This is a genomic window from Gemmatimonadota bacterium, from assembly GCA_009838645.1.
Taxonomy (GTDB): domain Bacteria; phylum JAAXHH01; class JAAXHH01; order JAAXHH01; family JAAXHH01; genus JAAXHH01.
In genome coordinates this window covers 291108-305495 of sequence record VXRC01000049.1, presented here as the reverse complement: position 1 = coordinate 305495, position 14388 = coordinate 291108, and the positions used below count along the sequence as shown (strand labels likewise).

Below are 14388 nucleotides of genomic sequence, written 5' to 3'. Positions count from 1 at the left end.
GGAACTACAATGCGTACCGGATGGCCTCGATGACCAGCCGGGAAGGCAACGTGCGGAGGCAGAGGGCGCCCCGGGTGATCGTCGACGTGAGGGGTTCGTGACGGCAGGTCATGAAACAACCCCGGCACGGCAGGTAGTCCGAATGTGAGACGGTGTGCAGGTTGCGGAAACCGTAGCTTTCCGGATAGGGAAAGAAGTACCCGAGGTGGCTGTCCGGACAGACACATACCGTGGGTGTTCCCATGACCGTCGAGATGTGGCTCAGTCCAGAGTCCAGTCCGACAAACAGGCGTGCTTCCCTTATCAACTTCATCACCCCGGTTAGTGAGGTTTCAATCAAGCGAACGCCGGGTGGCACCGTCCGGTTCACTTCATCGGCCCTGCCGGGCTCGGCCAGTGCTACAAACTGCAATTCAGGGAATGCGCGGATCGTCTCCGCCCAACGCGCCGTCGGGTAGTCCTTCCTCCGATTGTCGCTGCGAGGTTGCCACGCCACGTACTCCCCGGGTTCGATCCCGAACCGATGGCATGCGTCGGCACCCGATCCGACGTGATCCAGTTCCGGCCGCCACGCTTCCCCGTCATCCGATTCGACACCACAGTGCTCCAGCACGCGTCGGATGTAATGGCCGTTGTGATGCAGTAGATGGCCTGGGGCGCTGTCCTTTCCCCCGCCATCCCCGTCCTCGAACTTCGGCACGACCTCGAACCCGGCCGGATAGGGCCGTTCCGGTGCCAGGTCTTCGCCGAGGTGGTATCCTTCGTAGACGAACCTGTGGTCCGCCCGCACGGCGGCTAGCACGGCATCCAGGGCGAAGAGCCCGCCGTAGAACGTGTGGATGTCTGCGATGACGCATCGGAACGACCGGTCCGCGATACCTTCGAGCGATGCGGCCGGGTTGACGCCGGACCCGGTCAGGTGTGCGGCCGGTTCGGGGAACGGCAGGAAGGCGTCCACGTGCGGTTCGACGAGCGGCCTAACGCGGGACCTTCCCAGGAACCAGACCGGACTGGGGTGAAACCACCGCCGCATCCGTTTGAGATGCCCGGTGGCCAGGACCACGTCTCCGATCCTTCCCCATGCCACGTATAGCACGGGTCTGGGCTCCGGGTCCGGCGATCGTGCAACCCGGACCGTCCATCGCCTGTTTTCACGGCGCGATATCCGATTCCGGTACGCGAAGTAGAGCCGGTACGCGATGTTGTTGATCGTTTTCCACATAACCTGTCGGCGACGTGCGCGGCGTGGTTCCCCGGACATCGAATCGACCTCGGTACGTACCGCGGTTTTATTGAATGACGCCCCGTCCCCTTTTGTATAGATGTACTTGACAGGATGTCCTGATATTACGTTATTTCGGCCGTCCCGGCAAGTCGGTGTTGGCCGTTGGAAACGGACACGGCAGATATGCAGAGATAATGGAAACCATTGCCCCGTGCCCGTTGTCATATGGAACAGTTCAATACTTGATAACTATACGTGAGATACGAGATTTTGCGAAGGAGCAGACATCGATGATCAACCGCGCCAGGCACTGGTTGGGTTCGGCCGTATGCATTGCGGTCGTACTGGCGGCCGCGGGCTGCAGTGAAAGCGGCAGTGCCGCCAACGAAGCGTCCGCCGTGGAGGAGACGCGGTCTGTAAACGTGGTGACCCGGGTGGTCGAGCCTCGGGAGTTTATTAATCACCTCAGGCTGGTGGGCGAGGTCAAGCCGGTCCGGCGCGTCGTGGTGAGTATCGAAGCGACCGGTCTGGTTGAGCGCATCGAGGTCGAAAAGGGCGAGTCTGTACGACAGAATGCCGTGTTGGCCCGTTTGGACGACGAGCTGCTCACGGCTGCCGCGGACGAGGCCGAAGCAGCCGTGAACGCCAGTGGCCTGACCCTGCGCAACCAGAAACGACTGTTGGAGCAGAAAGCCCTGGCGGAATCCGTATACCTCGACACCAAATATCGCCATGACATGAATCTCGCGCGGCATCAGCAGGCCCAGACCTACCTGAGCAAGACGATCATCCGGGCGCCGATCTCCGGGGTGGTGGACAGCCGCAATCTCGAGGTGGGCGAACTGGCCGCACCCGGAGTAGAGTTCATGGACCTGGTGGAGATCGACCGGGTCAAGATCGTGGCCGGTGTCCCTGAACGGCATCTGCAACACGTCACCGACGGCACGCGGGCTACTCTGACGTTTCCCGCTTATCCGGACCTCACCCTGGAAGCGGACATCTCCTATATAGGCACGACGCTGGACCCGGACAGCCGCACCGTACCGTTCGAGATCATACTGGACAATCCGGCGCACCGGCTCAAACCAGAAATGGCCGCCACCATCCGCGTCGTCAAAGATAACATACCAGAAGCCATCGTCATCCCCCAGGACGCCGTAATCGACACCGACCAGGGGCGGATCGTATTCCTGGCGGATCAGAACGTCGCCCGGTCCGTACCGGTAGCACTGGGTTCGACTTCGGGCGACCAGGTCCTGGTCACCAACGGACTGTCGGTCGGTGATTCCCTGATCGTCGTGGGCCACCGGAACCTGGTCAACGGTGAATCCATTCAGGTCAGAAACGAAGGGATGTAGCCCGGTGACCCTGTTCGCCCCACACATCCACTGGAGTATCCGTACTTGAAAGTCTCTGACCTGGCGATCAAAAACAGAATCAGCATCTTCGTCTTGACCGGAGCCGTCATACTCCTCGGCTTCATGTCCTACCTGTCCCTGCCGCGCGAATCAACCCCCTCGATCACCATACCGATCGTCTTTGTCGCCACCCCCTATTTCGGCGTGGCTCCCGCGGACATCGAGAACCTCGTTACCCAGCCGATCGAGAAGCATCTCGAAGAACTGTCCAACGTGAAGGTGATCACCTCTACCTCCAGCGAGGGGATCTCGACGGTGGTCATCGAATTCGAAACCGACGTCGACATCAACAATGCGCTCCAGAAGGTGCGTGAAGAGGTCGACATCGCGCGGACCGAGATTCCGGAAGACGCGGAGGAATCCACCATCCAGGAGATCAACTTCGACGACATCCCCATCCTGGTGATCAACGTCGCGGGAACCCACAGCCTCGTAACGCTGAAAGACATCGCGGAGGACCTGGAGCAGCGGATCGAACAGATCCCGGGCGTGCTGGATGTAACGGTCGCCGGCGGGTTGGAACGTGAAGTCCAGGTAAACATCGATCCGGACCGGTTGGTATACTACGAACTTGAGCTCGATGATATCATCGAAACGATTCGCCAGGAAAACCTGAATATGCCCGGCGGATCGATCAAGACCGGAACCCTGCGTTACGCCGTCAGGGTACCGGGCGAATTCACGACACCGGAAGAGATCGGGGCGCTGGTGGTCGAGACCCGCAATCGTCAACCCATATCCATCGCGGACGTGGCGGAGGTCCGGTTCGGTTTCAAGGAAGAAACCTCCTTCGCCCGGCTGAACGGCCTGCCATGTGTTACCCTGAACGTACAGAAACGCAGCGGGGAAAACCTGATCCAGATCGCCGACGCCGTAAAGGGGCTGCTGGACGAAGAACGGGGGCGTTTACCGCAGACCGTAAGCCTGGCGGTACTGGCGGACCAGTCCAAGGACATCCGTTCCATGGTCAGCGACCTGGAGAACAATATCATCTCGGGCCTGATCCTCGTGGTCTGCGTGCTGTTCATGTTCATGGGCGTGCGTAACGCCCTTTTCGTGGCCATAGCGATTCCGCTGTCCATGCTGATCTCCTTCATCGTGCTCGATATCCTGGGCTACACCCTGAACATGATCGTGCTCTTCAGCCTGATCCTGGCCCTCGGCATGCTGGTGGACAACGCCATCGTCATCGTCGAGAACATCTACCGCCACCGCGAGGAAGGCAGGCCCCTGGTCCGCGCCGCCCGTGAAGGCGTGGGCGAGGTGGCCGTGCCGGTCTGCACCTCCACCCTCACCACGCTGTGCGCCTTCGCCCCCATGCTGTTCTGGCCGGGCATCATCGGCGACTTCATGAGTTACCTCCCGGCCACGCTGATCATCACCCTGTCCGCCTCGCTTTTCGTCGCCCTCATCATCAATCCCACGGTCTGCTCCGTGCTGCTCACCGTAAATACAGCCCGGAAGGACCAGAAGTGGCTGATAGCACTGCGCGGGCGGTACAGCCGGTTTCTCATGTGGGCGCTGGGCCACAGGGCGCCGGTCATGTTCGTCACCTGCAGCGTGCTCGTCGGTATGATCGTACTTTACGGGTTGATCGGCAAAGGCGTCGAGTTTTTCCCGGAGACCGAACCGAACCAGGCTTACATCGACGTAAACACGGCGATCGGCACCCAGCTGGACGTCTCCGACGGCGTGGTCCGGGAGGCGGAGGATTACATACAGGACGTGCCCGACATGAACCAGTACGTCGCCAGCGTGGGAGCGGCCTCGGATTCCCAGAATCCCGGCGGTGGCGGCGGCGGTGGAACGCCCCACAGGTCGCGGATCATCGTCGACCTTTTTGAACGGCAGGACAGGGCGCAGTCCTCTTTCGAAACGGTGGAGATGATCCGGCGGCGGATGGAACGTCTCATCGGCGCCGACGTGGAAATCATCACCCCGCAGCCCGGTCCGCCCACCGCGGCGCCCGTCAATATCGAAATCGTGGGGGATGATTTCGTCGTACTTGGCGGGCTGGCCGACCAGGTGATGCTGCGCATCGAGAACATCCCGGGGCTGGTGGACCTCAAGGACGACTACGATTCGGGCAAGCCTGAACTGAAAGTCGAAATCGACCGCGAACAGGCCGCCCTGTTGGAAATGAACACCGCCGAGATCGCGCGGGCGGTGCGCACCGCCATCAACGGCACGGAAGCCTCCAAGTACCGGGTCGGTGAGGAAGAATACGACATCGTGGTCCGGTTCGCCGAACCCGAACGGGCCACCTTCGCCGACCTGGAACGCATACATATCATCCATGAAGACGAACTGGTCTCGCTAAGCACCCTGGCGCGGACCCGTGTGGACGGCGGCGTGGGGTCCATCAGGCGGAAGGACCAGGAACGCGTGCTGACCATCGAAGGCGACGTGGAAGGCCGGCTCGCGAACGATGTGCTCGCGGACGTACAGGCCACCCTGGCGGATCTCGATCTGCCCGAGGGATACGCCATTCGGTACGCCGGTGAGAACGTCGAGCAGGAGGAAGCGACCGACTTTCTGTCCAGGGCCTTTTTCATCGCCCTGATCATGATCACGCTCGTGCTCGTCACGCAGTTCAATTCCGTCACCATGCCCTTCATCATCATGATGTCCGTGGTGTTGTCGCTGATCGGCGTCCTGTTGGGACTGATCGTGACGGCCACGCCTTTCGGCATCATCATGACCGGAATCGGGGTCATCAGCTTGGCCGGGGTGGTCGTCAACAACGCCATCGTGCTGATCGACTACATAAGGAAGCTACGAAACCGCGGCCTGCGGAGAAGGGAAGCGATCGTCCAGGGCGGGGTGACCCGGCTGCGGCCGGTCCTTTTGACGGCGATGACGACGATTCTCGGCCTTATTCCCCTGACCACCGGGTTCAGCTTCAATTTCATGACGCTCACGCTCGAGATCGGTGGAGAAAGCTCGCAGTGGTGGGGTCCCATGGGGGTGGCCGTGATCTTCGGACTGGCCATAGCCACGGTGCTGACCCTGGTCGTGGTTCCCGTCATGTACGACTTCGTGTCGGGATGGACCGAACGGGGTGACGGGGAATCGAAGGCAGAGGAAGAAAGCGGGCGGGACGACGTGACCGTCGTGGAGCAGCCCGTACCAGCAGTATGACCGTAAGCCGGAGAGTTAAGCTGGAGGATAGCATGATTCGCACCGTGATAAATGCAGTGGTGTCGATCGTCATTTCGGCCGGCGTCGCACTTCCCTCGTCCGCCCAGCAGGACGACGAGATCGTGCTTTCGCTCGATCGGGCCGTCGAGCTTGCGCTCAGGAATAACGAAGCCCTGCTGAGCACCAGGGTGGAGGAAGACCGTGCCCGGGCGCGCGTGCGGGAAGCGTATTCAGAAGCGCTGCCCAAGCTAGACTTCAGCAGCTCCATCACCCGGAACTGGGCCCTTCCGGAGTTTAATTTCGGCGGTCAGACCTTCAAGGTAGGCACCGACAACGTAATCAACTTCGGACTCGATCTTTCCCAGACCATCTATCGGGGCGGACAGGTCGGAGTCGGCCTGAGAATCGCGCGTTACTACCAGCGGATTTCGGCATCCAACACGGACCGGATGAGAGGAAACATCGTGCACCAGATCCACGACGGGTACTACGATGTCTTGTTGGCCGAAGCCACGCTGGAGGTCTCCACGGCGGCCTATGACCGTGCCGAGGCCCAGTACGAAGGCGTACAGCGGTTTTACGAAGCCGGGACGGTATCGGATTATGACGTACTCAGGGCCCGGGTGGAAGTGACCAACGCCCTCCCGCCGGTCACCCAGGCCAGGAACCGGCTCGCGATCGCGAAAGCGGACTTAAAGCGCCTGATCGGGCTGCCGCGGAAGGCGCGTATACGGTGTACCGGCAGCCTCGACGTAGACGTATCCGGCTTGCCGGAGGACATCGAAACGGCCGTGGACCGGGCGTTGACGAATCGATCGGACCTGAAAGCCGCCCGGTTGCAGACCACGATGAACGATGCGGCGATCCGGCTCGCCCGGGGAGAAAACGGACTCGACGTATCGCTTTCCGCGGGATACCTGATGCAGGCCCAGGTAAACGATCCCGGTTTCAAGTCACTTGGGTTCAACGACTTCTCCCGGAGCTGGAACACGCTCATCAACGTATCGATTCCGGTCTTCGACGGAAGGCAGAACTCGGGCCGCATCATGCAGGCCCAGGCGGACTATGAACTGTCGCGTTACGTCGAACGCCAGCTCGGGAAGCAGATCGAGGTGGACGCCACCGAGGCCGTGCTCAACGTGGTGGAGGCGTCGGAACGCGTAAGGGCGGGCGAGGAGGCCGTCGAACTGGCAAGCCGCGGCCTGTCCATCGCGCAGGTTCAGTACGAGGGCGGCGTCAGCACGCAGCTCGAACTCATCGACGCCCAGTTCGTCCTGAAACAGGCCGAGACCGATCACGTTACGGCGAAGTACGACTACGCCACGGCCGCCGCGAACCTGCGGAATGTCCTGGGCATGATGGACGATCGATCGGATGACCGGTAACGCAACCGGTTCGTTGCGGTCTACCGCGCCATGCCGGGCCCCCGGTAGGCGCGTGTGAAGGGCAGGCCGAAGGGTTCCTCGAAGGGCCGGAAGGGCACCAGGCCCGCGATCTCCTGCACCCGGTCCAGAACCGCCTCCGGGAGCGGCCCCGACTTTACGTAACCGACGTTCTGCTCGACCTCCTCGACCGATCTCGATCCCGACAGGACCGTGGAGACGGCGGGATTGGACAATACCCACCGGATCGCCAGTTCCGGCAGCGGCATATCCAGTTCTGCAACCAGGGCGTACAGCCGTCTGAACTGCTCGCGCCGGGGCGGCGACAACCAGGGCGCCCCGCGCTCCACCTGCTCCGAGTAACACGCGGAAAGCGCCCCTTGCTGCAGGGGGGATCCCACGACAACCCCCATGTGCTGCTTCTCGGCTTCGGGAAGCACCGCGTGGATCGCTTCCTGCCAGAGCAGGCTGTAGTTGAACGCAGTAAGCACGACGTCGTACGCGCCGGTCGCCATGATGGCGGGCAGTGTATATGCCGTGGTGCCCCCCAGCCCGGTGTACCGGATCACGCCTTCGGATTTCAGCGCTTCGAGCAGCTCGCAGACGGGACCGTGAAACAGTTCCCAGTCCGTAAACCAGTCGTACTGGCCGGGGCGGTCGGGTTCGTGGATCATGAGGATGTCGATCGCGGCTCTCTTCAACAGTTCCAGGCTGGTCTCCACGGACCGGCGCAACAGATCCGGGTCCCTGGGATCGAAGGGTTGGGGCCGCCCACCGAGTTTGGTCGAAAGGATGAAGGGTTGCGTCACCCCATCCAGAGCCAGCCCCATCACTTCCTCGGAATCGCGGTACGAAGGCGCCGTGTCCACGTAGTTTATGCCGAGTTCCAGTCCCCGACGCACCGCCCGAATACCCTCGGCCCGGTCCGAGCCATGGGATGAAACGAACAGGCCGCCCATTCCAATCTCGCTGACCCGTAAACCGGTCTTCCCGAGGATCCTGTGTCGCATGACTGCCTCCGTGTGCCGATTCCCTCCACTTGACAGGTCTGGAGTGGATTGTATATAGTCCGACCATCGCAACGCCAGCATATATTCGATAGACCGGTGTGTGTTCACGCGTCCCGGTACGTACCTCGACCGGACGGCGGACCGGCGGTTTCAGTGAGAGAACGTCCATGCCCTACAAGCTTCAGCCCGGCCGGATGCACATGATGCCGACCCATTTCGGCCCTGCCGCGGGTCCTCGGCAGGGGCCCGATGGAGGCCGGTTCGACGGTGTGGACTCGCCGCGGACCACCTCGTATTCGGTGAGTTTCCTGACCCGGCCGGAACAGCTCGAAGTGCTGCTGCCGGCGAAGTTCCGGCTGGCCGGAGATCCCGCGGTGACCGTGACGGTTTCCTGTATGACCGAGATCGAGTGGCTGGCCGGAAGGGGTTACAATACACTCGGCGTGAGTTTCCCGGCCGAGTACAGGGGGAAACGGGACCGGGCCCTCGGCCCCTTCCTCGCGGTGTTGTGGGAGAACCTGGCCGATCCGATTCTCACCGGGAGGGAACAACTCGGTTTCTCGAAGATATACTGCGCGATCCCTCCGCCATCCGTGCTGAAGGGCGAGACGCGGTGCACGGCGGACTGGCTAGGATTTCGCTTCATGGAAATGAATCTGTCGGAAATGGAAACGCCACCCGCGGCGGAGGCCAAAGCGCCCACGGGGCCAGTCGCGGAATCCACGGCGGAGGCCAAAGCGCCCACGGGGCCAGTCGCGGAATCCGCGGCGGAGGCCGAAGCGCCCCCAACCCAGGGCGAAGCCCCCGTGGCAGAAGCGGTGGACACCGAGCTTACCGGAACCTTGCACTACAAATACATACCACGGACCGGAGAATGGGACGAGGCCGACGCGGAGTACGCCGTACTGACCCCATCTGCCACCCCGAACCGCAGGGTGACGGCGCAGCGCACAGGCCGGGGAAAGGTGCGGTTCCACCGGGCGGAATGGCGGGACCTGCCCACGCAGTACCATATCGTTAACGCCCTGGCGGGCCTGGAGCAAATCGCCTTCGTGGGCGCAAGTATCGTGGAGACCGTAGGGGGCAAGGACCTGAGCGACCAGCGCATCCTGAGGTAGGCGGGCCGGATCGACCACACCATTTGCGGGCAGCACGCGCGATTCCTGGAGAGTACATGGACGGTCGGAGCGAACCGACAGAGCGAATCTTCCACCGTGCGCGGAAGGACCACTGGCCGCGGATTTCACACGGCCGTGGATGCTACCTGTATGATACCGACGGCATGGCCTACCTGGACGCCTGTGCCGGCGTGCACGTGGTCAGCATAGGCCACGGTGTGGAGGAAATCGCGGAGGCCATGGCCGATCAGGCCCGGAAGGTCGCCTTCGCCTACGGCCAGTTCATCAGTCAGCCGCAAATCGACCTGGCCCGGAAGATCACCGATATGGCTCCGGAGGGAATGGACCGGGTGTTTTTCGTGTCCGGCGGGTCGGAGGCCACGGAAGCGGCGCTGAAGATCGCGCGGAAATACCACCTGGAATCCGGCAACCCGTCCAAGTACCAGGTCATTTCATGCTGGCAGAGCTGGCACGGCAATACGATCGGCGCCCTGTCCATGTCGGGCCGGTCGGCCTGGCGGAAAGACTATACGCCGTACCTGCTGGATTTTCCTCACATCTCGCAACACAGCGCCGACGAACTGGAACGCGTGATCCGCCAGGTCGGCGCGGAATACATTTCCGCCTTTATCGTAGAACCTGTCCTGGGAACCTCAGCCGCCGGGATGGCGCCGCCGGACAATTACTTCAGCACGGTCAGGGACCTCTGCGATCACTACCGGATTCTCCTGATCATCGATGAAGTCGTCACCGGGTACGGAAGGACCGGGGTCGACTTCGGGATCGACCACTGGGGCGTCGTGCCGGACCTGATGGCTACCGGGAAGGGCCTGAGCAGCGGATACACGCCCATCGCCGCGACGATAGCGAGGGACGAGATTTACGAGACCATCTATGAAACCGCGCCAACCTTCGTACATGGCCATACCTACGGCGGCAATCCCCTTTCCTGCGCCACCGCGCTGGCCGTGCAGGAATATGTCGATCGTCATGATCTCGTCGCGCATTGCGCTGAAATGGGCGAGGTGATGCTGGAACAGCTGCAGACGCTGACCGAACTGCCCATGGTGAGCACGGTGCGCGGAAAGGGCCTGCTCTGCGGAGTCGAGTTTACAGCGGACAAGGCACAAGGCGCACCTTTCGAACCGTCGCTGGGCGTGACGGGTCGGGTGGTCCGTGAAGCCTTCGACCGCGGCGTACTGATCATGCCGGGAGCGCCGGGACCCATGGACGGCGTCTACGGCGATCACGTCGCGATCAGTCCGCCATACACCGTCAGCGAAGGCGAGGTGGACAGGATAGCCAAGGTGCTCCGCGAAGCAGTTGTAGCCGTCGAGCGGACGCTCTGACCCTGGGACGCTCCGATCCTGGTACGCTTCGACCCTACTGCATGTAGTTCTTCACGCCCAGGTCCAGGTAGGACCGGTAGGCCCCGTCGGCGAATAGCTGGCTGAACGAGCGCGTGTACTGGAGTACCGTGGTCATCAGTTCCCGTTCCACACGTAACGGATGAGCGCGCTGCCTCAGGTTTACGAAGGCGCGAATCAATACGCTCCGTCCGTCCGTCGGCAGATACCGGACGTTTGCCGCGAACTCGTCGAGGCGGCCCTCGGGCTGGAGGTAGTACTCTACGTTCGAAAGATAGAACGCGGAGATGCGGTCCTCCCTTCCCCGAACGAAATCCCCAATGGCCTTGAGGGCGTGGCCGCCCGCGAAGTCTCCCGTGACGGGAATGATGGCGTTGCGAGCCTGCATATCGCGGATGAACCGGTAGTCTTCGTCCGAAGCCAGGAAATTGCCGTAAGCACCCTCAAGGTCCCGGCCCAGAAGGAACTTCCTGTAGGTAATGAAGGATATGCCCCGGTCCCCGTCCGACCGGTACTCCCACCTCAGGTCCAGATGCCGCTCGAAGAATGAACGGTACAACTCGGACACGCGCCGGGCATCACGATCTCCCGACAGGACTTCGAAAGCCCTTACCTGAGCCCGAATGCGCTCCAGGTTGCGGCGGAATAGATCTTCGTCGCCGTCCGTTCGATCGAAATACGTCACCAACGCTTCGATCGTGGGCTGGCCGTCAGTGAATCCGGCACGCGATATGGGTTTGCTGAAGAGGATGGAAAGGAATTCCGCCCGCGATTCCGAAAGGGCGAAAATGGCCTTGTAGAGCAGATGCTCGATGAGGTTGTCCCGGCGGATATCGAGAATGAAGGCGTACCGCGGACGAACCTGCGCGATGTAGGTGAAATTCTGGTCCGGCCCCACGCCGATGTAGACGCCGCCCTCGACACCGAGCCGCTTAAGCGTATGCTTTACGTGGAGATAGCCGGCCTCGTTGGAAACGAGGTTGTCGCTGTCGAAAAACCCGCCGGGCTCTGAAAGGGTATCCACAAGGGCCGCATAGCGTTCCGGAGAAAAGGAAACGGCGGATTCCGCCTGCCCGGCACCGCCGCATCCCGCGATCAGAAGGAGCATGGCGGAAAGGCCGGCCAACGCCGTACCGGTTCTGAGCATGGATTCCTTTCCCGGGTATTTCGGTGGACTGTCGGTTCGTCGTTCAGGTCTCACAATTCTTATTTACTATAGCACAGGGCACGGTGGATTCAAAGTTGTTTATGGACGAAGCAACCCGCTCAGTGATCCATCCATTTGCCGCGGTCCAGGGACCGGTACTGTATGGCTTCAGCCACATGCTCGGCACCTATCGTTTCCCCGCCGGCCAGGTCGCTGATGGTCCGGGCGACTTTCAGCACGCGATCGTAGGCCCTGGCCGAAAGACCCAGGCGGGCAATGGCGTTCCGCAACAAGTCGCGGGCCCTGCCGTCCAATCCACAGAACCGACGCAGTTCGCGAGGAGTCATGTGCGCGTTACCAAATGTCCCGGGATGGTCGGCAAAACGCGTCAACTGTCGTTCCCTGGCCCGGTTGATCCGGTCTCTGACGCGGCGGGAAGGTTCACCGCCGGAACCGCCGCCGAGGTCCCCGCACGGCACCGGCGGCACCTCGACGTGCAAATCGATCCTGTCGAGCAGCGGTCCCGAGATCCGGGACATGTACTGGTGAATCCGTGCAGGCGGACAGGTGCATTCGCGGCTCGGATCGCCGAGGTATCCGCATGGACACGGATTCATGGCGGCGACCAGGGTAAACCGTGCGGGATAGGATAGGGACCTGGAGACGCGGGACAGGTTGACCTTGCCGTCTTCCAGGGGCTGCCGGAGCATTTCGAGCACATGCTTCCGGAATTCGGGCAGCTCGTCCAGAAAAAGCACGCCGTTGTGGGCGAGCGACACCTCTCCGGGTTTCGGTATGCTCCCGCCGCCGATCAGGCCCGCTTCCGTGATGGTGTGGTGAGGCGCCCGGAAGGGCCGGGTGGTGACCAGGGGGGTAAAGGGCGGGATTTTCCCCGCTACACTGTGAATCTGGGTCGTTTCCAGCGCTTCCTCCAGGGTGAAATCGGGCAGTATGGACGGCACGCAACGGGCAAGCAGCGTCTTGCCGGAACCCGGTGGACCGATGAGCAGCAGGTTGTGTGATCCCGCGGCGGCCACTTCGATGGCGCGCTTGGCGTGATCCTGTCCTTTGACGATGGAGAAATCGAAGGGATAATCGGCGCCGGAAGAGAGCATCGGGCCGGCATCGTACCGGGACCGTTCAAATCGCTTCCGACCCTGGAGGAAGTGGACCGCGGATTCCAAAGAAGGCACGCCGTAGACGTCGATACCGCCGCCCATCGCGGCTTCTTCCGCGTTCTCGCTCGGAACGATCAGCCTGCGCGCGCCGAGGCGGTGCGCGGCGAGCGCAACGGGCAGTGCGCCCCGGATCGGCCGGAGCGCGCCGTCCAGCGACAACTCACCCAGCAGGATCGTGTCTTCGAGCGACTGGGCCGGCAATTGTGCCGACGCGGCGAGAATGCCCACGGCAATGGGCAGGTCGAAGGAAGTGCCCGCCTTGCGCACGTCCGCGGGGGCCAGGTTGACGGTGATACGCCGGTACGGATAGTTAAAACCGGACTGCTTGATGGCGGCCACGACGCGGTCTTTGCTCTCCCGCACGGCGCTGTCCGGCAGTCCGACGGTCGAAAAATGAGGGAGGCCGTTGGCGATGTGGGTTTCCACCACCACGGGAATCGCTTCGATCCCCTGCACGGCGCCGCTCGATACACGTGATAACAAGCTGTCCTCCTTCGAATAATGGTACCGTCTCGAATCATCAACCGACCAATCAGGATGGATTCAATCGGCGCTAGCACATTCATATCAGTCGGCGGGACGGGGCGGGATCTCGTTTCCTTTCGCACCCTCGAAGTTTACTGATTTCTGTTGCGACCAGGCCCCTGTTCGCATATATTAGCAGACTGGTTTTTCGGTGAGGTTGATCTTTTGTCCACGATCAAAGACAATCTGGTCCGGGTGTACGACCGTATATCCAGGGCTGCCGAGCGAGCCGGCCGCGAGGCCTCGTCCATTCAGCTCATCGCCGTATCGAAGACCAAGCCCCTTTCGATGATCGAAGAGGCCAGGCGGGCCGGTGTCACGGATTTCGGTGAAAACAGGGTCCAGGAAGCGCTCGAGAAGATCCGGCAGGACGACGGAGCAACCTGGCACCTGATCGGTCCGCTGCAGCGCAACAAGGCCAGGTTCGCCGTGCGGATGTTCGACATGATTCATTCCGTCGACCGCCTTTCCCTTGGACAGGAACTCGACCGGCGTCTGCAGGCCGCGGGAAGGACCATGCCCGTATTGATCCAGGTCAATACGTCGTCGGAGGAGACGAAGGCCGGCGTGGAGCCGGACTGCGCCCTGGAGCTCGCGGAGCAGTTGTCCGTCCTGCCTGGGCTGTCCGTAAGGGGACTGATGACGATCCCCGCGTTCACGCCCGATCCCGAAGATGCCCGGCCCGCTTTCCGGCTGCTCCGTGAAACGCGAGACCGCATTGCTTCCGCCGGGGTCGCGGGCGTAGACATGGACGTACTCTCCATGGGCATGTCCCATGACTTCGAGGTCGCCATAGAGGAAGGCGCGGACATGGTCCGCATCGGTACGGCCGTTTTCGGTGCACGCCAGGCATGAAACGCCGTTTATCCGGCAGTGA

General features: G+C 61.9%; 10 protein-coding genes. 6 read left to right on the top strand and 4 right to left on the bottom strand.

Features of this window, described 5'->3' with window-relative positions; genetic code table 11:
• Positions 1-4: 4 nt before the first annotated feature.
• Positions 5-1450 carry a hypothetical protein gene (locus tag F4Y38_15285; GenBank protein MXY50641.1) on the bottom strand — a complete coding sequence of 482 codons (1446 nt, stop codon included), beginning with the start codon at positions 1448-1450 and terminating at the stop codon, positions 5-7.
• Between F4Y38_15285 and F4Y38_15280 the strand changes: the two genes are divergently transcribed.
• From F4Y38_15280 to F4Y38_15270, 3 genes are read left to right on the top strand one after another with little or no spacing between them, the layout of a single operon-like run.
• Positions 1420-2583 carry an efflux RND transporter periplasmic adaptor subunit gene (locus F4Y38_15280; protein MXY50640.1) on the top strand — a complete coding sequence of 388 codons (1164 nt, stop codon included), beginning with the start codon at positions 1420-1422 and terminating at the stop codon, positions 2581-2583. The genes F4Y38_15285 and F4Y38_15280 overlap by 31 nt on opposite strands.
• Positions 2584-2613: 30 nt before the next feature.
• Complete coding sequence (locus tag F4Y38_15275) at positions 2614-5784, top strand: efflux RND transporter permease subunit (GenBank protein ID MXY50639.1); 3171 nt, start codon at positions 2614-2616, stop codon at positions 5782-5784.
• Positions 5781-7169 carry a TolC family protein gene (locus tag F4Y38_15270; GenBank protein ID MXY50638.1) on the top strand — a complete coding sequence of 463 codons (1389 nt, stop codon included), beginning with the start codon at positions 5781-5783 and terminating at the stop codon, positions 7167-7169. The genes F4Y38_15275 and F4Y38_15270 overlap by 4 nt, the downstream gene beginning before the upstream one ends.
• Before the next feature lie 20 nt (positions 7170-7189).
• On the opposite strand, the gene F4Y38_15265 is transcribed toward F4Y38_15270, so the two are convergent.
• Positions 7190-8176, bottom strand: coding sequence for an aldo/keto reductase (locus F4Y38_15265; protein ID MXY50637.1), 987 nt, complete (start codon positions 8174-8176; stop codon positions 7190-7192).
• Between the two features lie 167 nt (positions 8177-8343).
• On the opposite strand from F4Y38_15265, the gene F4Y38_15260 reads away from it, so the two are divergent.
• Positions 8344-9294: a hypothetical protein gene (locus tag F4Y38_15260; protein MXY50636.1), complete on the top strand. Its 951-nt coding sequence runs from the start codon at positions 8344-8346 to the stop codon at positions 9292-9294.
• A 56-nt stretch (positions 9295-9350) separates the two neighbouring features.
• The gene (locus F4Y38_15255; protein MXY50635.1) at positions 9351-10643 is read left to right on the top strand and encodes an aminotransferase class III-fold pyridoxal phosphate-dependent enzyme; all 1293 of its coding nucleotides are present in this window, start codon (positions 9351-9353) and stop codon (positions 10641-10643) included.
• Positions 10644-10677: 34 nt separating this feature from the next.
• Here F4Y38_15255 and F4Y38_15250 read toward each other — a convergent pair whose 3' ends face one another.
• Both F4Y38_15250 and F4Y38_15245 read right to left on the bottom strand, forming a co-directional pair.
• A complete protein-coding gene (locus F4Y38_15250; protein MXY50634.1) occupies positions 10678-11808 on the bottom strand; it encodes a hypothetical protein in 1131 nt (376 codons plus the stop codon).
• Positions 11809-11927: 119 nt separating this feature from the next.
• The gene (locus tag F4Y38_15245) at positions 11928-13469 is read right to left on the bottom strand and encodes a YifB family Mg chelatase-like AAA ATPase (protein MXY50633.1); all 1542 of its coding nucleotides are present in this window, start codon (positions 13467-13469) and stop codon (positions 11928-11930) included.
• A gap of 207 nt (positions 13470-13676) precedes the next feature.
• Here F4Y38_15245 and F4Y38_15240 point away from each other — a divergent pair, with 207 nt between their 5' ends.
• Entirely contained in the window at positions 13677-14366 is a 690-nt protein-coding gene (locus F4Y38_15240) for a YggS family pyridoxal phosphate-dependent enzyme (protein MXY50632.1), read from the top strand.
• The last annotated feature ends 22 nt before the right edge of the window (positions 14367-14388 follow it).